This window comes from Parapedobacter indicus (genome assembly GCF_900113765.1).
Taxonomy (GTDB): Bacteria; Bacteroidota; Bacteroidia; order Sphingobacteriales; family Sphingobacteriaceae; genus Parapedobacter; species Parapedobacter indicus.
The window spans coordinates 97,434-119,577 of record NZ_FOQO01000012.1 but is presented as its reverse complement, the minus strand read 5'-3'; the positions used below and the strand labels follow the sequence as shown (position 1 = coordinate 119,577).

Here is a 22,144-nt window from a genome sequence, read left to right as displayed (position 1 = left end):
CTAAAATAACCTCAATCCGATCCGGATGGCATCTTTCGCACGCAGATCCGCCTCAGCGCCGAATGAGCGCGCATACATCACGCGCAGCCGCTGCCATTCAAGTCCAACATGGCCCTCTCCGTAGTGTGCTATCTCAGATGTATGCAGGTAGTGAACACCGATAATTTCCTGCAACTTAAGCCGGCGGAGCAGCGGGACTTTGCTAGTGAGCAGGGTAGATAGGTTATATTCGCCGTGTGCCTCCACAAAACTTCCTGCGGTACTGTATCGGTAGTAGTCCAATAGCAGAAAGGTGCTGAGCTGCTGATCAGACACGAACAGCTGTGTTCCCTTGAAGTGCCGGTAATCGGTATAATACAATCGCTTGCTATTCAAAAATGTACCCCCGCGAATGTCGAATGAGGCGCGGCCATACATCCCCAACCCGATTTCTGTTTTGTGCAGCCGCGCCGCCACCAGATCATAGTCCGTATCTCCGCCGAAGACCTCCGCGATTCCCTTTGTATAATTTACCGACAAGGTGGGCCAGTTGGATGGAAGGTATACACGGCGATGGGGATAGGTTTCGTACTTGGTACCGAAATCATATAGCGCACCGACACTTAGTTTAAACGACTGGTTTTCGTCGAATAGGGGAACATCGTTGTGGGGAGCAAAGGGGTTGTTCGAAGTTAAGTGAGGCTCATTTCGCTCCCAAAACGTATAGCGCGTGCTATTGGGTAGCCAGCGACGGTTTTCCCAGGTGGCCGATGCCGTCAACTGCACATTGGCGGGCAGGGTATACCTCCAATTCACCGTTGCAAACGTACGCTCGTACAACTTCAGGTAATTGCGTCCAACGAAGGCGGTGCTGATCGTGTTGAAAAGCGGCGGCAGCGCGCCTCGATTGTTTAGGTCTTGTACGTTGCTACCGCCGGATACATTGAAAAGACTTTTTCCCAATGGAAATGCCGTGCCCAGGTACCCGTTGAATCGCTTGTTCGCAAAACCATAACGCGCATTTCCATACACGGTAACCTCACGGTCAAGAAGGGTATCCACCCGCTTGACATACCGAGCACCGTAATTGAGTGCAAGGCCTTCCACGGTGTTGAAAAGCACGGACGTGGCCAGCCCGTCCGTCGAAATCCGCCAGCGCCGCGCACGGTTGCGGTAGGTATAGCCTCCTAATAGAAAACCTTGAGGCTTGAACCGGTTGGATCGTCGGTCCACCGAATCCAGGTACGCTTTCGACTCGCGTCGCCGCTGCAGGCTATCCTTTCGGATATAATCTATCCGTTCTTCTTCGGTAAGCGGCAGCGGACGGTGCTCGGCCCAATATACGGAATCCCGCTTGTTGACACCTTCTCCAATGCGCAGCACTTCATTGAATTTCGCTTTTTCCAACGCGGAGCTCAGCACATAGTCGTTGTATACAGCCGCAAAATAACCACCCACCCGGAAGCCGAGCAGTCCGCCTGCAAAGTCGAAGCGGATGCTCGACGGTTGCCATTGCCCCCCTTCGAGCGGAATGTATTCTTGGCGGATATGCAGCGTATCAAGAATATTGATACCTGCCTCTTTGGTAAGCTGCAGGTTGAGTCCATAGATCCGCCACTGGTCTTCGATGATGTACAGATTCCCCCGATAAAGCGGCTCGGCCTTACGGCGGGGAGTAACCTCGATCTTGTGGATGGTCAATCCGTTTTCCTCCGCTGTACCTAAGAGCCGGTAGCGATAGTAGCTTAATGCATTGTCGGCTATCGGTGATACAAAGGGTCGCGCACTGAGCCCATCCACGATGGGCTGATGGTTTTCATAGAAGTTAAGTTTGAGGTCTGCCGCGCGGTTGAAGCTAAAAGCCCGGCTATTGCCCGAGAACTTCGAACTGATCATTTCTTCGCGAAAGTCATCGGGTGGGCTAACCGTGATGCGAGATTCGGATTCGGAGAGGTAAACGATGCCCGTACGGTTGGAATCCAGCCCGATTTCCTGACCGATTTCATTGAGATCGATGCCCAAAAACTTCTCCGGTGCCTGCAACAACCGCTGCACCCCTTTGATGTACACATGGGCGGTGTAGGGGCTGGCTTCATACAGGTGTTGTTTACGCAACCGGATGGCCTGACGGATGATTGCATAAGCGGGATCCTCGCCCTGGCCGATCACCACTTCATCCAACATATACGCCTCGGCATGCAGGGTGACGGAGATGGTGGTGTCTCGATCCAACACCACCTGTCGGGCGGCTTGCCGGTATCCAACCGCCCGGATGAGCAGGGCATGATTGCCCGCTGGCAGCCGGAGCTTGAACACGCCCTCGCTGTTAGCAGCGGTACCCACCCCGGTTTGCTGCTTATAGATACTCGCAAAGGGCACCGGATTCCCCTGTTCGTCCGTTACCTGTCCGCTCACTTGGTAAGACTGCGTATGGGCCGACAGCGAAACCACAAAAAGAACAAGTGTAAAAACGGATCTGAGCATCCCCACCTTATTTTATTTACTCGTCAAGAAGATCCGGCCGACGTTCTTTGGTACGGGCAAGGGCCTGTTCATCGCGCCATGCATGAATGGCACCCTCGTTGCCGCTCAGCAGCACATCAGGCACTTTGTTTCCCCGCCAGTCGGCCGGCCGTGTATACACCGGAGCGTCCAGCAAGCCTCCCTGAAACGAATCGGACAGCGCAGATGTCTCGTCAGACAGCACGCCGGGAACCAGCCGGACCACTGCATCAACCAACACCGCAGCGGGCAATTCGCCACCCGACAATACGTAATCGCCTATTGAAAGCTCTCTCGTTACAAAGACATCGCGAATGCGCTGGTCAATTCCTTTGTAATGTCCGCAGAGCACCATGAGGTTTCCCTTGGTGGAAAGGTTATTGGCAATTGTTTGGTTGAGTGTAGTACCGTCGGGGGTCATGAAAATGACTTCATCGTATTTCCGGGCTTCCTGCAGCTGCTCGATGCACGCCGCAAACGGCTCGATCTGCATCACCATGCCACTTCCGCCGCCATAGGGATAATCGTCTACGCTTTTATGCTTGTTATTGGCGTAGTCGCGCAAGTTGTGTACCACAATTTCGCATACTCCTTTTTTTTGGGCGCGCTGCAAAATGGAATGCGCAAAAGGACTTTCTAACAGGCCCGGCAGTACTGTGATGATATCAAACCGCATGAGGGCAAAGATAGAAACATCGAAATTTACTTCCTACCAGAAAATCGCATAGATCGCTACGAGCAACCCAACGATGATGATCGTACCTGCTAGGAACCCGGGGTGCACCTTAAACATGCCGCGGTCCACTTCGAGCCCGTTGGGCACTACACCGCGTTTGTTTTCGATGACACTGATGATGTACATCCCCAAGATACAGAACAGAAACACAATACCCATGCGATCGATGAAGGGAATTTCGTAGATGCCTGCCGCATTGGGCACGGCAAATCCGATGGAATATAATCCGGATAAATCCGTCCACTCGGGCAGAAACTTCAGCAGGACCGACAGGGCAAAACCACCAACCGTTGCAAACAGTGCCGCATTGGATGTGGATTTCTTCCAGAAGAACCCGAGAATAAACATGGCAAAGATACCGGGAGATACGAATCCGGTATATTCCTGAATATACTGGAACCCACCTTTCTCAATGCCTAGATGCGGTGCTATGAAGACAGCCAGGATCATCGTAACCACAATGGTGATTTTGCCGATATTGACCAACTGACGCTCGGAGGCTTCTTTGTTGAATATTTTCTTATAGATATCGAGCGTAAAAATCGTCGCAATACTGTTGGACTTTCCAGCCAGCGACGCCACTACCGCCGCCGTCAATGCGGCAAAAGCCAATCCTTTCAGCCCCACGGGAAGTAGGTTGAGCAGCACCGGATACGCTTTATCCGGACGTACTACATCGCCCTCCAGCATCTCGGCCTGAAAGAACCCTTCCTGATACAATACATAAGCGGCGATACCCGGCAGTACCACGATAACGGGCATCATCATTTTCAGGAACGACGCAAAGAGAATCCCGTTCCGGGCGGTTTTGAGGTCAGCCCCCAGCGCTCGTTGGGTGATATACTGATTGCACCCCCAGTAGTTGAGGTTGACGATCCACATGCCGCCAATGAGGATGGAGAGCCCCGGCAAACTAATGTAATGTTCCTGCGTCTTATCAAAAATCATGTCGAAGTGCGAGGGCGCCTTTTCGTGCAACAATCCCAATCCATTAAGTACGCCTGTTGTTCCGAAATGCTCAGACACCATGTTGAGTGCCAGATACGTCGTGGCCAGTCCGCCGAGAATCAGCACCAGCACCTGGATTACGTCTGTATACCCAATCACCTTCATGCCTCCCAAGGCGATGAAAATGGCAAAGATCGCAAGCCCATACATGCACACCGTGAAGTTAATATCTGAAATGGCCGAAACCGCCAATGCCCCCAGGTAAAGAATGGAGGTGAGATTAACCACAACATACAGCAACAGCCAGAATACCGCCATGATGGTACTTACCGTGCCATTATAGCGCTGGTTAAGAAACTGGGGCATGGTGTAAATCTTATTCTTCAGGTACACCGGAATGAAAAACACCGCTACAATAATCAGCGTAGCCGCTGCCAGCCACTCGTAGGCTGCAATGGCCAGGCCCAGCTTGAACCCGTCGCCGCTCATGCCGATAAACTGCTCTGCCGAAATGTTCGAGGCGATCAGCGATGCCCCGATAGCCCACCAGGTTAGCGAACCCTCGGCCAGAAAATAGTCCTTGGTATTTAGTTCCTTGGTTTTCTTACGGTAGTAAATCCAAAGGCCATAGCCTGCGATAATGATAAAATAACATAAGAAAACGATATAATCCGATGGTGCCAAGGTCTTCATTTGCCTGCTGTTGCTATAAGTTTATAAAGTTGGCTAATGTAAATATTAATCGGAACAATCGCAATGTGACAGGATCACATTTACGGAAATTTCTTGCCGCAATAAATGTAAAAATCTTATTATAAGCAACTTAAATTAGTGTTTCGAACACACTAAGCATCCCTTACGTAACTAAGTATCCCTATGTAAACTGGCCGATAAAATGCTGAATGACCCATGGATAGAAAAGAATTGTCATCACAATTCCAAAGACGGCACCGTAGAAATGCGCATCGTGGTTGATGCTATCGCGGGCATTTTTCGATGCCCATACGCAATATCCCAAATAAAGGATGGCAAACAACCAGGCCGGCATGGGAATGACAAAGAAAATGCCCAGCATGGTCTTCGGCTGGAAGAGGATAAAGCTGAACAATACTGCGCTGATGGCTCCCGACGCCCCCAAGCTGTAGTAGTGCGGATTGCTGCGTTCTTTGAACACGGTACGCACGTCACTCAGCACCAAACCAAGTACATAGAGCAACGCAAATTGGAGATGCCCCCATGTACTCAGGCTTACGAAGAAGGATTCAAGTGCAAAACCAAAAAAATAGAAGGTGAGCATGTTGAATAACAAGTGCCCCCAGTCGCGGTGAATCAGTCCACTGGTGAGCAAGGTATACAGCCGCTGGCCCCTGCTTACCCGATAAGGGTGCAGCATAAACTTTTCGAAAAGGTGGGGGTTTGAAAACGTATAAATGCTGGTGACGATGGTAAAGGCAAAAATAATGCTCGCCACGGGCGTATTGATCAAATATTCTCTCATGTTGGGTAATCTTGTGCCGAAAGTAAGAAAAAATATCGGACATGCGAGACAGCTTAGCCAGCGGAAAACAAATTCAGCTGCCTGCCGCGCTGCGGTGCAAATAAATCGAGCCGCAGATCGGGCATCGGTGTGGATGGCATATACCGTTTGACGCTCACCTTGAACAGCTGCCGGATGCTCGACGCCAGTTCGCCCTCACCGCGCATCCTGGTGCCCCATCGGCTATCGTTTAGTTTCCCTCCATGGCAGGCCTCAATGCTATGCAACACCTTCTCCGCCCTGTCGGGATACGCCTTATGCACCCAGTCGGTAAACAGCTCGCCGATTGCGCCATTTAAGCGGACGATGGTATAGCCCGCTCCCCGGGCGCCGTGCTCGGCAGCGGCTTTAATAACCTCGGGCATCTCATCGCTGTTAAGGCCTGGCACGATGGGTGCGCACATGATCATAACAGGGATCCCGGCTCCGCTAAGGGCTTGAATTACCTTCAGTCTGCCCTTGGCAGTAATCGTGCGCGGTTCCATTTTCTGGCGCAGCTCTTCGTTCAGCGAGTTGAGCGAGATGGCAACCTGTACGAGCCCGAGCCCAGCCATTTCGCGCAGGATGTCAAGGTCGCGCAGGATCAGGCCATTTTTGCTGATAATGGACACCGGATGCCGGTATTTCAGCATCACCTCCAATACCGCCCGCGTAATTTTCAGTTTCCGTTCGATGGGCTGATAACAATCGGTATTTCCCGACAGCATAATCACTTGAGGCTGATAGTTTTTGGCGTTGAATTGCCGTTCTAATACTTCCGCGGCATTCCGCTTGACAATGATTTTTCGCTCAAAATCCAGTCCGGCGCTGTACCCCCAATATTCATGCGCATTGCGTGCGTAGCAATAGATACAGCCATGCTCGCATCCCTGATACGGATTGAGCGAATACCCCATGGGAAGATCGGGACTGTCGTTGGCACTGATAATCTTTTTGGGATGCTCTTCGATGAGTTGGGTGTTTGAGTCTTCCAAAAATTCTTCATCAAGTCCTTCGATGTGTTCCGCTACATACCGTTGGGCCGCAAATTTATTGTGTGTATTGACCTGCGCACCACGCCCTTTGAAATAGTCGGAATTCTGTATGGTATCCATACAGCAAAGTTACTAAATAAATTAGTAATTGTTCGCCGCGAAATTTAGCTTATCCGGTCTTCAAGCAGAAACACATACAGCTCTTTGGGGCCATGTGCTCCCAATACCAGGGTTTTTTCAATATCTGCCGTGCGACTGGGCCCGGTGACGACACTGATCAGCGAGGGCAACGCTTCTCCATATTTGTGTTGCATGAGGGACAAACCATCTTTAATATCCATCACCAACTGTGAGGTGTACGCGATCACCACGTGAATACTGGGATAAATCGTTAATCGACGCCCCCCTGCGTTGCCGTTGCTTACCAAAATACTGCCAGAGCGTGCAATTAGCGCTTCGCAGGTGGTGATTCCGGCTTCGGCCTCCATAAAATCCTTTTCCGTGCGAAAAAATGGAAATTCATACCTGTCAAGCAACTGCTGGACGGCAGGCTCCCAGGCGTACATTTTCCGAAGCTTCTCCTGCTCGGCGAGGGAAAGGAGATTCTCAATGCAACTCACTTCATCTTCGCAATAGACGAATTTGCCGGCAACGGCTGTTAACCGCTGTGCAAAAAGAATGTCCATCGGATCAGTCTCGCGAACGTGGAGGGCCGTTTCCTCGAAATTCGGATACGGATGCTCCCGCTTTTGGAGCAGGGCATGCCGTATTTTTTTCAGCATCTGCTCCTTGGCCGTCGTATTTTTTACATTCTTTTGCATCGATGCAGCGGTCTACTGCGTATCCTCTTCTGACGATTTATTATCAAATGTACCGGAGTTGTCCCCTACGCCGTCGTGCACCAATCCTTCTGCGGCCTTACGCTGATCGCCATCACCCTCTCCGTTTACAAACTCGTCATAGGTGGTGCGGTGATCAAACGGACGTTTGCCGAGGATCTCTTCCAAGTCTGCCTGGAAAAGGATTTCCCTTTCGAGCAGTTTCTCGGCCAGTGCAATGAGACCATCCTGTTTGTCGAGCAGCAATTTCCTGGTTTTTTCGTAAATGTCTGCAATCAATCCACGGACTTCCTCATCGATCAATTCGGCTGTTTTTTCGGAATACGGCCGTTGGAATTGGTTTTCCTGACTGTCGTTGAATGAAATATTTCCCACTTTCGGGTTCATGCCGTATACAGCGACCATGGCATACGCCAATTTTGTAATACGTTCCAGGTCGTTCTGAGCGCCCGTGGAGATTTTACCGAAGGTGATATCTTCAGCCACGCGCCCGCCCATGGTCATGCACATTCCATCGACCAATTGCTCGGTGGTGTACAAAAACTGTTCTTTGGGCAGGTATTGGGCGTAGCCCAATGCAGCCACTCCCCGGGGCACGATAGACACCTTCACCAAGGGGTCTGCATGTTCCAGAAACCAGCCGGCAATGGCGTGGCCTGCTTCGTGGAAAGCCACGATTCGTTTTTCCTCGGGTGAGATGATTTTGTTCTTCTTTTCCAGTCCGCCGATTACCCGATCGATTGCATCCTGGAAATCCTGCATGTCAATGGAAGCTTTATTGCGCCGGGCAGCAATCAGGGCTGCCTCGTTACACACGTTGGCAATTTCGGCGCCGGCAAAGCCCGGTGTTTGTGCCGACAACTTTTTGGCATCTACCTCAGCCGCCAGCTTCAAAGGCTTGAGGTGCACTTTGAAAATCTGCTCGCGCCCTACCAAATCCGGTTTATCGATGGATATCTGCCGGTCGAACCGTCCAGGCCGCAAGAGTGCCGAATCCAGCACGTCGGGCCTATTGGTGGCTGCCATAATAATAATCCCCGAGTCGGTGCCAAAGCCGTCCATTTCGACCAACAACTGGTTCAGTGTATTTTCCCGCTCGTCATTACCGCCCATCACGCTGTTTTTACCCCGGGCACGCCCGATTGCATCGATCTCATCGATGAAGATGATACACGGTGCTTTGTCTTTCGCCTGGCGGAACAGATCGCGCACGCGCGATGCGCCCACACCCACAAACATCTCCACGAAATCCGATCCCGACAGCGAGAAAAAGGGTACCTGCGCCTCGCCTGCAACAGCTTTTGCCAACAGCGTCTTACCGGTTCCCGGCGATCCCACCAAAAGCGCCCCTTTGGGGATTTTACCGCCCAGATTGGTGTACTTCTTCGGATTTTTGAGGAAATCCACGATTTCCATCACTTCCTGTTTCGCTTCTTCCAGGCCGGCCACATCGCTGAAGGTAATGGCCACTTGTGACTCTTTGTCAAACAAGGTGGCTTTAGACTTGCCGATATTGAAAATCTGTCCGCCGGGGCCCGCACCACCACCGCCCATGCGCCGCATGATAAAAATCCAGAATACGATAATCAGCACCAGCGGCAACATGATGGAAAAAATCCAGCCCGTCCACGCATTGGTACGGTCTTCCAACCGCAGCGAGACCTGTTCACTCGCCTCCACATCCTGCTGCGCTTCACTCAGCTTACGTTCCAGCGCATCGTAGGAGCCATCCGTAAAGAAATATTGGGGGCCCGACGACGGTGTAAGCGTCAGTCCGTTCGAGTTGGGCTGTACATCCTTATATTTTGGATCGGAAAGCCGATCTTTTTTGATAAATACTTCGACAAAAAACAACTCATTCCGTTTGTAGGCGATCAGACGCTCTACATCACCCGGTTTCAGCATTTTCTCCTCAAACTCCTGGTAGGTGATCTGCTTGGCTTTGTCGTCACTGAACATGTATTGCAGCGCAAAAAAGCCAAAAATCATCGCCACCCACAGCCACATAATGTTGAATCGTGGTGGCTTGGGTGTCACTTTTTTGTTGGGTACTCTTTTTATTTTATTGGGTCCGTTAGGCATACCTGTTCTTCTCTTTTGTTTACGCTCACTTATATTACGCACTTTGATAATATTCTAATTCTGCATCGCCCCAAAGGTCTTCTATGCCGTAAAATTTTCGTTTGTCGGTCTTGAAAATGTGTACGACCACGTCTACAAAGTCAAGCAATATCCATTCTCCATGTTCAAGCCCTTCTTTACGCCAGGGCTCCTGGTTCAGTGCTTTAAACACTTCTTCTTCGACACTTCTGGCCAGCGCATTGACTTGTGTAGCCGAATCTGCGTGGCAAATTACAAAATAATCAGAAACCGAACTACGGATGTTCCTCAAATCAAGCCGCACAATCTCATTCCCCTTCTTCTCTTGCATACCGTGGATCACTACCTCCGATAAACGGGCTGATAAGACTGATTTTTTGTTTTTTATCATTAAAAATAATTATAGTTTTGGGCACTATTACCCCTTTAACTTTATTTCGTATTGCAAAGTAACACATTTTCGGGATTATTTGATGGTCGAAATGTTATTACATTACAGCGGGTACCTTCTACCAATGAATACCTAAAAGATGAACTGTCAAAATCCACGCCACTTCGTGAAGGCACTGTAATAATGGCAGTTGAGCAGTATGCCGGCAGGGGTCAGCAGGGAACCGCGTGGCAAAGTGAGCCCGGCAAAAACCTCACGTTCAGCCTTCTCCTTATGCCTTCCTTCCTGGATCCCAAGCATCAATTCCGCCTAACGGTCGCCATCAGCGTCGCATTGGCCCAATGGTTGGAATCGTTGCTTCAAACACCTGTAACGATAAAATGGCCCAACGACATGTATGTCGGCGACCGGAAAATCGGCGGTATACTCATTGAAAATATCCTCCAAGGGAAAATCTGGAAATCGGCCGTTGTCGGGATTGGCATCAACGTGAATCAGACCGAGTTCTCCCCTGCGATCGGTGCGCACACGGCTTCCGTCAAACAAATTTTACATACAGATTGCGATCTGACTGAATTAATGACCGATCTTTGCCGGTACGTTGAGCGAAGCTACCAGGGGCTGAAAAACGGAACATATGATGCCCAACTGGCATTTTATACGCAACACCTCTACCGGTTGGGTGAGTTGCATCCGTTCCTTGTAGATGGCGTGCGTGTAAACGGTGTATTGAGCGGAGTAACGGAAACCGGGCGGCTGCAGGTTGATTTCAATCATCATACGGTTGATTTTGATATCAAGGAAATCGCCTTTGTCATTTGAGCGAAATTGCTTAACTTTGCAGGCCAAACACCTGACAAGCTCATGGGATTAAACCTCCTTAAGAAAGCAAGGTCTTATTCCTATAATTTACATGTAACATAGTTGATTATGACGAAGAATTTTTTAATGACGGCCGTTGTTTTTTTACTAGCGGTCACCGGTGTTTCGGCGCAGATTGAACGACCGGTAAAATGGCAGTTTGGGGCGAAGAAAATCAGTAAAGACGAAGCCGTTGTTTTCATGAAGGCCACCATGGACAACGGATGGCATATCTATTCTCAGCATGTGGAAGAAGGAGGCCCCATTAAAACCAGCTTCACGTTTACACCTTCGGGCGATTTTACGTTGGTCGGCAAAACCGCCGAACCCAAACCCAAGGTGAAACACGAGGAGGTGTTTAAGATGGATGTAGGGTATTTCGACAAAGAAGTGGTATTTCAGCAAAAGGTGAAGCTGAAGAAAGGGCAAACCACGGTCAAAGGTGCTGTTGAGTATATGGCGTGCGACGCTGAACGCTGCCTCCCTCCCGACGAAGTCACGTTTGCCGTAGCGGTAAAATAAGTAGCGGTACGTATAATACGAATTCATGAGGCACCTTATTCTTGTTTTATCATTCCTGTTGGGTATGGTCTTTACGGGCGTGCCGCATGGCTTCGCTCAAGATACGTTGCTCAATTTTGACGACGTAGTGTTTACAGACGGGCAGGATACCTCCGTTGAATTGGGCGACGATACCCTGATGGACGTGCCGGAAGATGTGGTATTTACCGATGGTCAAGATACCGCTGCAACCGCACCGGGAGACACACAGACATCCGTAGCAACACCGGTACGGACAACCGATACGCCTGAGTCGCTTTGGGGCATCTTCGTAGCCGGCTTTCTGGGCGGGTTTCTCGCCATTGTAATGCCCTGTATCTACCCAATGATTCCCCTCACCGTCAGCTTTTTTACCAAGCGGGCGGAAACCAAAGGAAAAGGCATCCGTGGAGCGTTGTTATACGGCCTATCCATCATTGTTATCTACGTACTTTTGGGGTTACTGGTGACCATCCTCTTCGGCGCCAGCGCTCTCAATGAACTGGCTACCAACGGCATATTCAACCTCTTTATCTTTGCGATATTGCTCATTTTTGGCATTTCGTTTTTAGGTGCATTTGAGATTACCCTACCCAGCTCATTCGTCAATACGGTAGACTCGAAATCAGATGCCCGGGGATGGGTTGGCATCTTCTTCATGGCAGCCACCCTGGCCGTGGTATCTTTTTCCTGCACCGGCCCAATCATCGGCAGCGTCATCGTATTGGTGAACCAAACGGGCAACTACCTCGGTCCGGTTATTGGCATGTTTGGCTTTTCGCTGGCGCTAGCGATGGTGTTTACGGTATTTGCGGTATTTCCCAATTGGCTCACCTCGCTTCCCAAGTCTGGCGGTTGGTTAAATTCCGTAAAAGTTGTACTGGGCTTTCTGGAAATCGCGCTGGCACTCAAATTCCTGTCTACGGCAGATTTGGTATACCACTGGCGTATACTGGATCGCGAGGTCTTCCTTGTGTTATGGATTGTCATTGCCGCCTTCACTGGATTTTACCTGTTGGGTAAAATCAAGTTATCACACGATTCGGATTTGCCTTATGTATCGCTTACGCGGCTCTTCCTGGCAGGGGGCTTCTTTGCCTTTGCGCTGTACATGGTGCCGGGCCTGTGGGGTGCGCCGCTGAAGGTGATCAGCGGGTTGGTACCGCCCATGCATACGCAGGATTTCCGTGTGGCTACCTATGATCAACGTACGGTTTCGATGGGTACGGCGGCGACAGGCACGGCGGCGGGTATGCCCGCGGTAAAGAAATATGCCGATATCCCGCTCCATGTGCCCAATGACATCGATGGATTTCTCGACTACGACGAAGCCTTAGCCTACGCCAAGCAGGTGAATAAGCCACTGTTCCTGGATTTCACGGGGCATGGATGCGTTAATTGCCGCGAAATGGAAAACAACGTATGGGTAGACCCGCCGATAGACAACCTGCTTCGCAATGAATACATCGTGGTATCGTTGTATACCGATGAGCGGCAGGAATTGCCCAAGGAAGAGCAATTCTATTCCGACGTACTCAAACGGCAGGTGAATACCGTTGGCAAAAAATTTATGCACCTGCAGGCCGCACGCTTCAACTCGATTTCGCAGCCCTACTACGTGCTGTATTCGCCGGATGAAGAATTGCTGGTATCGCCTCCGATCGGCGCCGAATTCAACAAACAGAAATTTCTCGCATATTTGGAACAAGGACTAAAGACATTTAACGAAAAGCAAGCACAATAATTTCACAATGAGCAACATCAAAAACATCGCTGTGTTTACATCCGGTGGAGACGCACCGGGCATGAACGCCGCCATACGTGCCGTCGTTCGCACGGGATTATATTACAACCTGAACGTATTTGGAATCGGTCGGGGATACGACGGAATGGTGCACGATGATATATTCGCCATGGACGCCAAGTCTGTCGCCAACATCATCCAACGCGGAGGAACCATTCTCAAGACGGCCCGCAGTGAAGAATTCCGCACGGTGGAAGGCCGCCGCCGGGCTTTTGAAAACCTACAGAAGAAAGGCATAGACGGATTGGTAGCCATTGGTGGCGATGGTACCTTTACGGGAGCGTCGAAATTCATTGAAGAGTACAACATTCCTATAATTGGCCTTCCAGGAACCATTGACAACGACCTGGCTGGCACGGATTTTACGATCGGCTATGACACCGCCATTAATACCGTCATCGAAGCAGTCGATAAAATCCGCGATACGGCCGAATCACATGACCGTGTATTTGTGGTAGAGGTAATGGGGCGCGACTCCGGGCTCATTGCCCTGCGGTCGGGCATCAGTGTAGGTGCCGAGTGTGTCCTCATCCCCGAGATCAAGGTAGATTACGAAGCTATGATGGACCGGTTGGACCGTACCCGTAAGAACAAGGCCTCACGGGTGATTATTGTCGCCGAGGGTGATGACGCCGGAGCCTTTGCTGTCGCCGAGCGCATCAAAGAGCGGTTCCCACATTACGACCTACGGGTTTCCATTCTGGGCCACATCCAACGGGGCGGGAGCCCATCCTGTATGGACCGCGTGTTGGCCAGCCGATTGGGTGTAGCGGCTGTAGAGGCCCTTATGGAAGGGCGGCGCGGCGAAATGGCCGGATTGATTCATAGCAAGGTTGAATTTACTCCTTTTGAAAAGGCCATTAAGCACATCGGAGCGGTCAATGACAACCTGCTCCGCATGGTAGACATTCTGTCGTCGTAAGCACGCGCGGCTCGCGAAGCGGGCCTTTGCAGCTTAAATTGTCTCTCGCAAAGGCGCAGAGCCGCAAAGTGGCTTTTCTTAGCGTCTTTGCGCCTTTGCGAGAAAAATATAAACCGGATTCACCTTCGGTGCGCAGCGTATGAACTGCTGGGTATTTAATCCAGCAACTCCGCTAATTTAGCGTGTAAATCTTCACCGCGCAGATTCTTAGCGATGATGCGACCTTCCGGATCGAGCAGGAAATTGGCAGGAATACCTTGAATGGCATATTGCTCCACGACACTCGTTTGCCACCATTTCAGTTCCGACACATGCGGCCAATCCTGCAGCCCATCGTCATGAATCGCTTTTAACCACGCCTCTTTCGCCCCCGGGCGATCAAGCGATACACCGAATACGGTGAAATCTTTGTCCTTAAACGTGTGATAGGCAGCTACCACGTTGGGATTTTCCTGGCGACAGGGCACGCACCAGCTTGCCCAGAAATCGACCAGCACATACTTTCCCCGCAAGGAAGACAAGGCAATGGAATTGCCCGCCGTATCGGGTTGGCTGAACTCCGGAGCTATCGCACCAATGTCCAACCGTTTGGCAGTTTCCAATTGTTCAGAAATCGCTTTGCCCTTATCGGAGTTTTTCAACGCTGCCGACAGTGCGTTAAACGCAGGTTCAATGACCTCAGTGGCGGATTCAGATTCGACATAAGGGTGCAGCAGGTCTAAGCTGACCACACTGGCGGGGTGATCTTCAATATACTGAAAATCGATGTTTCTTTGCTCTTCTTGGAGGGACATGGCTTCCGCCTGGAGTTCTTGTACGAACGCCGGATCCTGCTTTTGTTCATCCGAGGACGCGGTATACCGGGCCATCAACTCGCCCATTTTGGTATGCAAGGGGGTCAAACGCTCGTTGTATGTGGCAAAGTCTTTGTTAATCGTTCCGCCATCTACCGACGCCTTTGCAAGCGAATCGGCGGCGGTAATTTTAATGGCTCCTTTTTCCAGGTAAATGGCCACCCGATCCGGATCCTCCATCTGGCGGATATCTCCTCCCTCGTGGGCAAGAAGCACCAATGCCTGAGCGGGTTCCGCTACGCTGCCATGAAACTTGAACGTGCCATCCTTCACGTCGGCGGAGTCCAACGTGGCGCCAGCTGCTGTGCGGTAGCTAAGGTACGCCTTAGCCGGAGCATTTAATTTACCGATTTTTGCGGATATCGTGAAGTCCTCTTGCGCAACGGCTAGCATTGGCAATGCAGTCATCGCCATCAAAGCGATTTTACGCATGCTTCTATTTTGTTGTGTGCAGTACATACCACAAAGATGAGAAATTTTATGTAAAAGGTCAGCATGTAAACAAGTGGTTACAAATACTGTCGTGCTTTGATCTCCAAATATTTGTTGATCGTATTGACCGTGAGATCTTCCGGTGGCGTCAGAATGGTCTGTATGCCGTGCAGGTTTAACTCGCGGACAATCTGCTTTTTTTCATAGGCAAATTTCGAGGCAATGGTATGCAGGTAAATATCTTCGATCGTTGCGGCAGGTTTGTTTGTCAGCTTTGCCAATTCGGTATTTTCGAAGAAAACGACAACCAACGCGTGAAATCGGGCGATACGTTTCAGCATAGGAAGCTGGCGCTGCATGCCGGACATGCTCTCGAAGTTGGTAAAAAAAACCAGCAAACTCCGCTGTTTGGCGGTCTGCCGAATGGTTGTATACAGCAGTTCCATATTCGTCTCCAAATAGCGTGTTTTCTCCCGATACAGAACCTCGATAATCCGGCGGAGCTGACCGGCCTTCCGATCGGCGGGTATCACGGCTCCTTTCCGGTCGGAAATGGTAATCAACCCGGCTTTGTCTTCCTTACCCATCACCACCTTGGATAATGCCAGGCTGGCGTTGATGGCGTAATCAAGGAGGCTAAGCCCATTGAACGGCATGCGCATGGTACGTGACTTATCAATCACGCAATAGACGGATTGCGACCGTTCGTCGGTATAGGCATTGACCATCGGCTGGCCCTGCCGAGCCGTTGCTTTCCAATTGAGCGTACGATAATCGTCGCCCGGAACGTACTGTTTGATTTGATCAAACTCCATGCTGTGTCCGATGCGGCGTAGACGCTTGGCCCCAAAGTCACTGAGCCGCTGCGAAACAGCCATTAGCTCGTATTTACGCAGGTGGACGAAGGAAGGATAAACGGGCAATGTCTCGGAATTTCCGGTGGTAAACCTACGCTGTATAAGAGCGAGGGAAGTTTGTGCGTATAAGCGGATCCGTCCAAAAGCATATTCCCCTCGCTTGAGCGGGCGTAGCTGGTAAGTGATGGTCTTTTGCCCGCCCACCAAGAGCTTGGTTTCAAACCATACATCCCTCCGTTGAAATTGAATGGGTACCTCGTCGATAATGCCTACCCGAACCGGGAACCGATATTGGTTGGCTACATAAATGCCGATTTCATTCTCATCGCCATTGCTCAGTCGCTCAGGGGTATTCCGATGGCCATATAGTCCTTCACGGGGGCGGTAGAGAAGAAAAATATCAAGCCCCAAAAGAATGAGCAGCGCATAGAAGCCAATGATGGGAAGGACCTCGATAGCCGGGAAAAAAAATGCTAGCAAATACAGCATAGACACCGTTCCCAGCGCGGCAAACAGTCGCCTCGTAGGGAAAAAATCGAGGTAAAAATTTTGGAAAAACCGCTTCACTGGCTGTATACATCACCTTACCACCTACCGCTGGCCCCGCCGCCGCCGAAGCCACCGCCGCCGAAACCGCCAAAGCCACCACCGCCGCCACCAAATCCGCCTCCTCCGAAGCCGCCACCACCGCTACCACCACGGCCCAAGCCGCTCAGCAGTGTCCACCACAACAGGTCAGAAGCGCCACGGCCACCCATAACGCGGCCGCCGCCACGACCGCCGCCGCCGCGACTGAATAAGGCGATGACGACCACGACGATAATCACAATCAGGAAGATCGAGCCCATCCCTCCGCCACCTCCCCGTTCTTTCCTGGGGGGCGCGCTATATTCACCCTTGGTATAGGCAATAAGTGCGTCGGTAGCCCGGTCAATACCCGAAAAATAATCGCCCTGACGGAATGCCGGTTTGATTTCGTTTTCAATGATCCGGTATGCAATCGCATCGGGTACGGCACCTTCTACGCCGTAGCCCGTTTGGATGGTAACCGCACGATCGCCCAACGCTACCAACAGCAGGATTCCGTTGTCATGTTCTTTGCCTCCTATGCCCCAACGCTGAGCCAGGCGCACCCCATAGTCTGCGATATCGTATTGACCCGTTGACTTCATAACGACCACGGCAATCTGGGTAGACGTACTGTCATCAAAAGCAACAAGCTTACGTTCCAGCTGCTGCACCTGAGATGCCGAGAGTGTCTGCGTGTAATCATTGACCAAGGTATTGGGTGTGGCAGGAAAATCCTGCGCCCACACGACGACCCTGGTCAGCACCGTAAAGACGATTGCCAAAAACAGCTTATTCTTTCCCATCGCCAAAGGTTATATCATTCGGTAACTCATTGACATCATCCGCTTCACGTGGAAAGAAGTGCTGTAGCTGTTCTCCGGCATGCACGATTCCCTCGATAAGGCCCCGTACCAAATCGCCCCCTTTAAAGTGATGCAACATGCGCTCTTTTGTTTTTTCCCAGAAATCGGCGGGTACCCGTGCATGGATGCCGCGATCTCCCACGATGGCAAACTGATGATCTTCAGTAGCCAGGTAGATCAATACACCGTTATGCTGGGCCGTTTTATCCATACCCAGCCGTTGGAAATACACCATCGCCCGGTCCAATGGTTCTCCTTTACAATGGGGTTCTACCGCCAACCGGATTTCACCCGACGTGCGGGCCTCTGCCTGCTGGATGGCAAGGACTATTTTTTCCTGCTGTTCTTCTGTGAATGCTTGCATAATTCCTAAAACTGCACTTCAGGAGCCTGATTGGCGCCCGCTTCTGCAGTAAAATAGCCTTTCTGTTTAAATCCGAAAATCCCCGCAGTCAGGTTATTAGGAAACCGCCGTACCGATGAGTTATATTCCTGAGTGGCCTCGTTGAATGCCCGGCGCTCCGTACTGATGCGATTTTCCGTGCCTTCCAATTGAGCTTGCAGCTCCAAAAAATTCTGATTGGCTTTCAACTCGGGATAGCGTTCTACGGTAACCAGCAAGCGGCCCAACGATTGCGACAACGCATCCTGCGACTGCTGAAATTGCTGAATCGCTTCGGGCGTCAGGTTCTCGGGGTCAACGGTAACCGATGAAGCTTTGGCACGGGCTTCAATGACTTGCGTAAGGGTTTCCTGCTCAAAGTTAGCCGCACCTTTCACCGTATTGACCAAATTGGGAATGAGGTCTGCACGGCGTTGATACGCATTTTCGACCTGTGCCCATTTCCCTTTCACGTTTTCCTCCAAGTTAACGAGGGTATTGTACCCGCAGGAGCTGAATGTCATGGCGGCAAACAAGCCTACCATCGCCACCGTTAATCGTCTCTTCATATTGATTGAGTTTAAATGCATTATTGCCACTAATTTACAACTTTGATGACAAAATCCATACCTTTGTTACACTTCGGGATAAAAACCCGACATCCTAACATGCAGCAAGAAATCGAATTACCCATTCTTCCTGAGAAAATTTCAGACGAAGCGCACATCCTCCGAAAGGGCGCAGCACAGCTGAACATCGCGTTAACACGCATCAAAGGCCTAAAAATACGCAAGCGTTCCATCGATGCACGGGGAAAACAAGTCGTGTTCCGCATCCGCGTTATCTTTTACATTGATGAGTCGCCAGTGTCGGAGATTTTCCCGGCTCATTATGTCAATGTTGCAGGTGCATCGTCCGTACTGATTATAGGCGCGGGGCCTGCGGGACTGTTCGCGGCCCTGCGTTGCCTGGAGAAGGGGCTACGTCCGATCGTCATCGAACGGGGCAAGAACGTACAGGAACGCCGCCGGGATCTGGCAGTGTTGAATAAAGCGGGAATCGTAAATCCCGATTCTAATTACTGTTTTGGTGAGGGAGGTGCGGGCACCTACTCCGATGGGAAACTTTATACGCGCTCCAATAAGCGGGGCGATGTACAGCGGGTGTTACAACTACTGGTAGCACACGGTGCTACGGATGACATTTTAGTCGATGCTCGTCCGCACATTGGCACGAATAAACTTCCGCACATCATCCAGGCCATACGTCACACCATCTTGAAACACGGCGGCGAAATCCATTTCAACAGCAAAGTGGTAGACATCACCGAAGCATCCGGGGAGGTAACCGGGGTAACGCTGGCCTCCGGCGAGCACCTGAATGCCAAGCATGTTATAGTAGCCACCGGCCATTCCGCGCGTGACCTCTTCGAACTGTTCCACCGCAAGCGGTGGCTGGTGGAAGCCAAACCCTTTGCGCTGGGGGTCCGCATCGAGCATCCGCAGGAGATCATCGACCAGGCACAGTACCATTGTTCGGTGCGGAGCGAACACCTGCCCCCTGCCTATTACAGTTTGGTGGAGCAAGTGGGTGGCCGGGGCGTCTTCTCCTTTTGCATGTGTCCCGGCGGCGTCATCGCACCGTGTGCCACGGATAAAGGCGAAGTGGTCGTCAATGGCTGGTCGCCTTCCAAACGAAACAACCCTTACGCCAACTCAGGCACGGTGGTACAGGTCAACCTTGAAGATGTGCCCCACGCGGCAAAATATCCCTTTGCCCTGCTAGATTTTCAGCACGAGGTAGAAGAACGGGCCGATGTAGTCGGTGGCGGTAATCTGGTGGCTCCTGCCCAGCGGATGGTTGATTTTGTGGAAGGCAGGCTTTCCAGCAATCTTCCCGCAAACTCCTACAAACCGGGCACGAAAAGCGCCCTGCTTTCCGACGTGCTACCCGCTTTCGTCCATGATGCCTTGCGGAAGGCGCTGCCATTGTTTGGCAAGAAAATGAAAGGGTATTATACCAACGAGGCGATATTGGTGGGGGTGGAATCGCGTACGTCATCGCCCGTTCGGATACCGAGGGATAAAGATACCCTGCAGCACCCACAGATTAAAGGGCTATATCCTTGTGGTGAAGGCGCCGGCTATGCAGGAGGAATTGTATCGGCAGCCATTGATGGGATGAACTGTGCAGATGCGATAGAGGGTTGAGGCACCCGACTGTTCTGTTCTGTCCTGCATCCCGTTTTTGGTCTTGCACGATTAATTTTTAACTTTGTCCTTTCCAATTATGTTATAAACCTATTATAAGCTCCATGGAAGAAATAAACGGCTTGTCAGATGATGCGCTATTAGCGCTATTAAAAGCTGATGATGCCCGCGCGTACGACATGCTTTTTGCTAAATACTATAAACTGTGTTATGTAAACGCCTATTTTTACCTAAAAGATGAAGAAGAAGCGAAGGATGCGGTACAGGAATTCTTTGTTGATTTATTTGAAAAAAAAGGATATTTCCATTTAGAAGGCAATATAAAGGGGTATCTTTACCGTGCAATCACAAACCGCTGTTTCAATAGATTGCGGAGCGCGGAGCGTGAGCGGAAGCGCAAGGAACACCTGGGATTGGATGGAGTAACGGAAGATGCATTACCCGACCCCAGCACAAATGAAAAAATGTACGATAAGTTGCACCAGGCATTTTCATTGCTATCGGTGCAACGAAAAGAAGCACTTAAGCTCGTTTATGTGAAGGAAAAACGATACCAAGAAGCGGCAGACCAAATGGGAATCAGCGTCAATTCGTTGAAAACGCACCTGAAGATCGGACTGAAAAAAATGCGAGAGGCACTGATGCGTCCGGCAAAAGATTAGCCCGATTCGTGCGGGCTGGTGTAACTATAACTATGGAATCCCAATACGAGACGATAAGGCGGTTGTATATGGAGAAGCTTTCCGGCGTGATTTCGGAAGCAGATGAAATTCGTTTGGCTGGTTTACTGCAATCTGATGGGGCAGCACAGCAGATTTGGCAGTCGTTCGACGAAGAACGTTTACGAATAGATGTTGACGATTTTCTGTCCGGACTGGAGCAGGAGCACGAGTTAAATCAATTGAAAGCGCGCATCACCGCTAAACGGACCACCCGTATACGGCGTCTTTGGCGTTATGCCGCAGTGGCAGCTGTAATCATTATAGGGATTTTCATTTTCCGATACCAGGAACAAACCGCTCCGATCGAATTTCCGATGATAGCTGCGACTTCCGACCACGTGCAGTTGCTTACCCAAGATGGCCAAGCGGTTGATTTGGACGGATCGGGCCAAGGGATGGTGCATGCCTTGGGACCATTGGAGATCCGTGTCGTAGGAACGGAACTGCAGTCGGTTCACTCACGAGAAGTCGTAATGAGTACGCTGGTGGTCCCCCCAAAGCGTTCGTATCAAGTTACGTTGCCCGATGGGACCAAGGTATGGCTGAATTCAGCGTCAGAGCTGCATTTTCCCTCACGATTTGACGATAGCCTCCGTGAAGTTTCCTTGAAGGGGGAAGGCTATTTCGACGTCGCAAAAAACGAGCAAAAGCCATTCATCGTTCATGCGGGGGGTACGGTTGTAGAGGTTTTGGGTACCCGATTCAACGTAAGCAGTTATCGCGAGGAGCCCATCCGGACAGCACTGGTTGAAGGCAGTGTAAAAGTTTCGGCAAAAAACGAACCGCCTATTTTTCTTCACCCGGGCCTTATGTCCGAATTTGATGGGAACCGATTCCAACAAGCAACATTCGACACCGTGGAAGCGACCGCTTGGATAGATGGTGTATACTACTTCAACAACGCATCACTCGACGAACTCGCTCCAGTCATTAACCGATGGTATGGCCTTTCGGTAAAACTAGCCGACGGCAGACTTACCCGCCATCGGATCAGCGGCCTGCTGGAAAGAGATCACCTTGCCTATTTCCTTTCAGACCTTCATACGTCAACCGATATTTCATACCGCATTGAGGAAGACACGCTGATTTTTTATTAGTTTCCTGAATAGCTGATCAACCGT

20 protein-coding genes are annotated in these 22,144 nt (G+C 50.8%); 7 read left to right on the top strand and 13 right to left on the bottom strand.

Annotated features, from left to right (window positions below):
• The 8 genes from BMZ56_RS21580 to rsfS all read right to left on the bottom strand — a co-directional run bounded on the left by BMZ56_RS21580 (position 1) and on the right by rsfS (position 10,006).
• Positions 1-2,463, bottom strand: coding sequence for a DUF5686 and carboxypeptidase regulatory-like domain-containing protein (locus tag BMZ56_RS21580; protein WP_090630711.1), 2,463 nt, complete (start codon positions 2,461-2,463; stop codon positions 1-3).
• Positions 2,464-2,479: 16 nt separating this feature from the next.
• Entirely contained in the window at positions 2,480-3,157 is a 678-nt protein-coding gene (trmD, locus tag BMZ56_RS21575; protein ID WP_090630708.1) for a tRNA (guanosine(37)-N1)-methyltransferase TrmD, read from the bottom strand.
• A 33-nt stretch (positions 3,158-3,190) separates the two neighbouring features.
• Positions 3,191-4,858 (bottom strand): sodium/sugar symporter, encoded by a 1,668-nt coding sequence (locus tag BMZ56_RS21570; RefSeq protein ID WP_090630706.1) that lies wholly within the window; start codon positions 4,856-4,858, stop codon positions 3,191-3,193.
• Between the two features lie 181 nt (positions 4,859-5,039).
• Positions 5,040-5,663: a rhomboid family intramembrane serine protease gene (locus tag BMZ56_RS21565; protein ID WP_090630703.1), complete on the bottom strand. Its 624-nt coding sequence runs from the start codon at positions 5,661-5,663 to the stop codon at positions 5,040-5,042.
• A gap of 53 nt (positions 5,664-5,716) precedes the next feature.
• Positions 5,717-6,796 carry a PA0069 family radical SAM protein gene (locus tag BMZ56_RS21560; RefSeq protein WP_104443731.1) on the bottom strand — a complete coding sequence of 360 codons (1,080 nt, stop codon included), beginning with the start codon at positions 6,794-6,796 and terminating at the stop codon, positions 5,717-5,719.
• Positions 6,797-6,840: 44 nt separating this feature from the next.
• Positions 6,841-7,497, bottom strand: coding sequence for a LutC/YkgG family protein (locus BMZ56_RS21555; RefSeq protein ID WP_090630700.1), 657 nt, complete (start codon positions 7,495-7,497; stop codon positions 6,841-6,843).
• A 12-nt stretch (positions 7,498-7,509) separates the two neighbouring features.
• The gene (gene ftsH / locus BMZ56_RS21550; RefSeq protein ID WP_090630697.1) at positions 7,510-9,597 is read right to left on the bottom strand and encodes an ATP-dependent zinc metalloprotease FtsH; all 2,088 of its coding nucleotides are present in this window, start codon (positions 9,595-9,597) and stop codon (positions 7,510-7,512) included.
• A 34-nt stretch (positions 9,598-9,631) separates the two neighbouring features.
• Complete coding sequence (rsfS, locus tag BMZ56_RS21545; RefSeq protein ID WP_090630694.1) at positions 9,632-10,006, bottom strand: ribosome silencing factor; 375 nt, start codon at positions 10,004-10,006, stop codon at positions 9,632-9,634.
• Positions 10,007-10,057: 51 nt separating this feature from the next.
• On the opposite strand from rsfS, the gene BMZ56_RS21540 reads away from it, so the two are divergent.
• The 4 genes from BMZ56_RS21540 (at position 10,058) to pfkA (ending at position 14,133) form a co-directional block, all read left to right on the top strand.
• Entirely contained in the window at positions 10,058-10,828 is a 771-nt protein-coding gene (locus tag BMZ56_RS21540) for a biotin--[acetyl-CoA-carboxylase] ligase (RefSeq protein ID WP_090630691.1), read from the top strand.
• A 108-nt stretch (positions 10,829-10,936) separates the two neighbouring features.
• A complete protein-coding gene (locus BMZ56_RS21535) occupies positions 10,937-11,389 on the top strand; it encodes a protein-disulfide reductase DsbD N-terminal domain-containing protein (RefSeq protein ID WP_090630688.1) in 453 nt (150 codons plus the stop codon).
• Between the two features lie 25 nt (positions 11,390-11,414).
• On the top strand, positions 11,415-13,151 hold the full coding sequence (locus BMZ56_RS21530; protein WP_090630685.1) for a protein-disulfide reductase DsbD family protein: 1,737 nt from the start codon (positions 11,415-11,417) through the stop codon (positions 13,149-13,151).
• 7 nt (positions 13,152-13,158) lie between these two features.
• Positions 13,159-14,133, top strand: a complete 975-nt coding sequence (gene pfkA / locus BMZ56_RS21525; RefSeq protein ID WP_090630682.1) for a 6-phosphofructokinase — start codon at positions 13,159-13,161, stop codon at positions 14,131-14,133.
• 155 nt (positions 14,134-14,288) lie between these two features.
• On the opposite strand, the gene BMZ56_RS21520 is transcribed toward pfkA, so the two are convergent.
• The 5 genes from BMZ56_RS21520 to BMZ56_RS21500 all read right to left on the bottom strand — a co-directional run bounded on the left by BMZ56_RS21520 (position 14,289) and on the right by BMZ56_RS21500 (position 18,660).
• On the bottom strand, positions 14,289-15,419 hold the full coding sequence (locus tag BMZ56_RS21520) for a TlpA disulfide reductase family protein (protein ID WP_090630679.1): 1,131 nt from the start codon (positions 15,417-15,419) through the stop codon (positions 14,289-14,291).
• A 77-nt stretch (positions 15,420-15,496) separates the two neighbouring features.
• Positions 15,497-16,843 carry a DUF58 domain-containing protein gene (locus tag BMZ56_RS21515; RefSeq protein ID WP_177195251.1) on the bottom strand — a complete coding sequence of 449 codons (1,347 nt, stop codon included), beginning with the start codon at positions 16,841-16,843 and terminating at the stop codon, positions 15,497-15,499.
• A gap of 17 nt (positions 16,844-16,860) precedes the next feature.
• Complete coding sequence (locus tag BMZ56_RS21510) at positions 16,861-17,649, bottom strand: TPM domain-containing protein (protein ID WP_090630673.1); 789 nt, start codon at positions 17,647-17,649, stop codon at positions 16,861-16,863.
• The gene (locus BMZ56_RS21505) at positions 17,636-18,073 is read right to left on the bottom strand and encodes a TPM domain-containing protein (RefSeq protein WP_090630670.1); all 438 of its coding nucleotides are present in this window, start codon (positions 18,071-18,073) and stop codon (positions 17,636-17,638) included. Before BMZ56_RS21505 ends, BMZ56_RS21510 begins: the two co-directional genes overlap by 14 nt.
• A 5-nt stretch (positions 18,074-18,078) precedes the next feature.
• Complete coding sequence (locus BMZ56_RS21500) at positions 18,079-18,660, bottom strand: LemA family protein (protein WP_090630979.1); 582 nt, start codon at positions 18,658-18,660, stop codon at positions 18,079-18,081.
• A 99-nt stretch (positions 18,661-18,759) separates the two neighbouring features.
• Between BMZ56_RS21500 and BMZ56_RS21495 the strand changes: the two genes are divergently transcribed.
• From BMZ56_RS21495 to BMZ56_RS21485, 3 genes are all read left to right on the top strand, one after another.
• Positions 18,760-20,301, top strand: coding sequence for an NAD(P)/FAD-dependent oxidoreductase (locus BMZ56_RS21495; RefSeq protein ID WP_090630667.1), 1,542 nt, complete (start codon positions 18,760-18,762; stop codon positions 20,299-20,301).
• Between the two features lie 104 nt (positions 20,302-20,405).
• Positions 20,406-20,963 (top strand): sigma-70 family RNA polymerase sigma factor, encoded by a 558-nt coding sequence (locus tag BMZ56_RS21490; protein WP_090630663.1) that lies wholly within the window; start codon positions 20,406-20,408, stop codon positions 20,961-20,963.
• Between the two features lie 32 nt (positions 20,964-20,995).
• The gene (locus BMZ56_RS21485) at positions 20,996-22,120 is read left to right on the top strand and encodes a FecR domain-containing protein (RefSeq protein WP_090630660.1); all 1,125 of its coding nucleotides are present in this window, start codon (positions 20,996-20,998) and stop codon (positions 22,118-22,120) included.
• The last annotated feature ends 24 nt before the right edge of the window (positions 22,121-22,144 follow it).

What these genes read in the sequence shown, in the direction of transcription:
- BMZ56_RS21580 (WP_090630711.1), bottom strand. Translation starts at nt 2,463, where the DNA reads ATGCTCAGATCCGTTTTTACACTTGTTCTTTTTGTGGTTTCGCTGTCG.
- trmD (WP_090630708.1), bottom strand. Translation starts at nt 3,157, where the DNA reads ATGCGGTTTGATATCATCACAGTACTGCCGGGCCTGTTAGAAAGTCCT.
- BMZ56_RS21570 (WP_090630706.1), bottom strand. Translation starts at nt 4,858, where the DNA reads ATGAAGACCTTGGCACCATCGGATTATATCGTTTTCTTATGTTATTTT.
- BMZ56_RS21565 (WP_090630703.1), bottom strand. Translation starts at nt 5,663, where the DNA reads ATGAGAGAATATTTGATCAATACGCCCGTGGCGAGCATTATTTTTGCC.
- BMZ56_RS21560 (WP_104443731.1), bottom strand. Translation starts at nt 6,796, where the DNA reads ATGGATACCATACAGAATTCCGACTATTTCAAAGGGCGTGGTGCGCAG.
- BMZ56_RS21555 (WP_090630700.1), bottom strand. Translation starts at nt 7,497, where the DNA reads ATGCAAAAGAATGTAAAAAATACGACGGCCAAGGAGCAGATGCTGAAA.
- ftsH (WP_090630697.1), bottom strand. Translation starts at nt 9,597, where the DNA reads ATGCCTAACGGACCCAATAAAATAAAAAGAGTACCCAACAAAAAAGTG.
- rsfS (WP_090630694.1), bottom strand. Translation starts at nt 10,006, where the DNA reads ATGATAAAAAACAAAAAATCAGTCTTATCAGCCCGTTTATCGGAGGTA.
- BMZ56_RS21535 (WP_090630688.1), top strand. Translation starts at nt 10,937, where the DNA reads ATGACGAAGAATTTTTTAATGACGGCCGTTGTTTTTTTACTAGCGGTC.
- BMZ56_RS21530 (WP_090630685.1), top strand. Translation starts at nt 11,415, where the DNA reads ATGAGGCACCTTATTCTTGTTTTATCATTCCTGTTGGGTATGGTCTTT.
- pfkA (WP_090630682.1), top strand. Translation starts at nt 13,159, where the DNA reads ATGAGCAACATCAAAAACATCGCTGTGTTTACATCCGGTGGAGACGCA.
- BMZ56_RS21520 (WP_090630679.1), bottom strand. Translation starts at nt 15,419, where the DNA reads ATGCGTAAAATCGCTTTGATGGCGATGACTGCATTGCCAATGCTAGCC.
- BMZ56_RS21510 (WP_090630673.1), bottom strand. Translation starts at nt 17,649, where the DNA reads ATGGGAAAGAATAAGCTGTTTTTGGCAATCGTCTTTACGGTGCTGACC.
- BMZ56_RS21505 (WP_090630670.1), bottom strand. Translation starts at nt 18,073, where the DNA reads ATGCAAGCATTCACAGAAGAACAGCAGGAAAAAATAGTCCTTGCCATC.
- BMZ56_RS21500 (WP_090630979.1), bottom strand. Translation starts at nt 18,660, where the DNA reads ATGAAGAGACGATTAACGGTGGCGATGGTAGGCTTGTTTGCCGCCATG.
- BMZ56_RS21495 (WP_090630667.1), top strand. Translation starts at nt 18,760, where the DNA reads ATGCAGCAAGAAATCGAATTACCCATTCTTCCTGAGAAAATTTCAGAC.
- BMZ56_RS21490 (WP_090630663.1), top strand. Translation starts at nt 20,406, where the DNA reads ATGGAAGAAATAAACGGCTTGTCAGATGATGCGCTATTAGCGCTATTA.
- BMZ56_RS21485 (WP_090630660.1), top strand. Translation starts at nt 20,996, where the DNA reads ATGGAATCCCAATACGAGACGATAAGGCGGTTGTATATGGAGAAGCTT.